Origin of the sequence: Falsihalocynthiibacter sp. BN13B15, assembly GCF_041205415.1 — a bacterium.
Classification (GTDB): Bacteria; Pseudomonadota; Alphaproteobacteria; order Rhodobacterales; family Rhodobacteraceae; genus Falsihalocynthiibacter; species Falsihalocynthiibacter arcticus.
Window position 1 is genome coordinate 1 of the sequence record NZ_JBGFCE010000052.1, and the last position, 1,309, is coordinate 1,309.

Below are 1,309 nucleotides of genomic sequence, written 5' to 3' on the forward strand. Positions count from 1 at the left end.
CCGCAGCGGGTGCAGGGATTGATTTTGCAACTGCAAAACCTTGTATCCCTCGTTCAGGGTTTGCAACATCGAATAGCTTGTTCCCGCGCCAACATCGGTGGCAATCGCATTGGTAATACCGCGCGCGCGTAATCCCGCATCATCAAACAACCCACTGCCCAGGAAAAGGTTCGACGTCGGACAGAAAACAGGATGCGCCCCCGTCTCGACCAGCGCATCAATCTCGCGTGGATTTAGGTGGATGGAGTGGCCCAAAAGCATCTTTGGACTTAGCAAACCATGGGACTGATACACATCGAGATAATCCCGCGCGTCGGGGTACAATTCGGCGGTATAGGCGATTTCGTCGTGGTTCTCGGATAGGTGGGTTTGCACGTAGCAATCGCTGTTTGCGGCGACCAACGCTCCCGCCATTTCAAGTTGCTCCGGCGTTGAAGTAATGGCAAAACGCGGCGTGATCGCATAATGGGCGCGGCCTTTGCCATGCCATTGATCAATCAACGCTTTGGTATCGTCATAGCTGCTTTGGGGCGTATCGCGCAGACCATCAGGGGCATTGCGATCCATCATCACTTTGCCGCCAATCATCCGCATGTTGCGCCGTTCCGCCTCGGTAAAAAACGCATCCGCCGAGGTTTTGTGGACCGAGCAATAGGCCACCGCGGTTGTGGTGCCGTGGTCAATCAGTTGATCGTAGAAACGCCCCGCCATTTGGGTGCTATGGCTTGGATCGGCAAAACGGGTTTCCTCAGGGAAGGTGTAGGTGTTCAGCCAGTCGAGCAATTGCGCACCCCATGAGGCAATCACCTGTACTTGTGGGAAATGGATATGGGTGTCGATAAAACCCGCCATCAGAATATTGGGGCGATGATCGACAACCTTGGCGCCTCTCGCCTGTGCGGAGACCACATCATAAGGGCCAGAGGCCGTGATCATGCCGTCGGCAATCAGCAACGCACCATCCTCGATATAGGAATATGTGTCGGTGTCTTCGGGGCCCGAAGGCTCGGCGGTGAAGGTCAGAATGCGTCCGCGCAAGAGCAGGTGTTTCGTGGTCATATATTGTGCCTTTGAAAGTTTGGCAGGGGTCAGGTAAGCCCGCCCCCTGCCCTGTTTATGGTTTATTCGCCAGGAGTCGCTTGGGGCTCATCCATCGGCAAGTTCTCGTTTTGCAATGCGTCTTCCTTGTGGAAAATCGGGTAAACATACAAGAACACGGCCGCGATCAAATAGCCCATGCTAACAGCGTTGAAGTCTGGCATATGCAGACTCGCCGCATGAATGATCCCAACCAGCGACATTCCGAAAG

General features: G+C 54.5%; 1 protein-coding gene and 1 pseudogene. Both read right to left on the reverse strand.

Annotated elements, in window-relative coordinates:
• Positions 1-1,059, reverse strand: a 1,059-nt coding sequence (gene guaD, locus AB9F26_RS22070; protein ID WP_369769107.1) for a guanine deaminase, incomplete at its 3' end; no start/stop codon positions are given.
• A 62-nt stretch (positions 1,060-1,121) separates the two neighbouring features.
• Positions 1,122-1,309 (reverse strand): annotated as a pseudogene (locus AB9F26_RS22075) (xanthine/uracil/vitamin C permease); the annotation flags it as partial.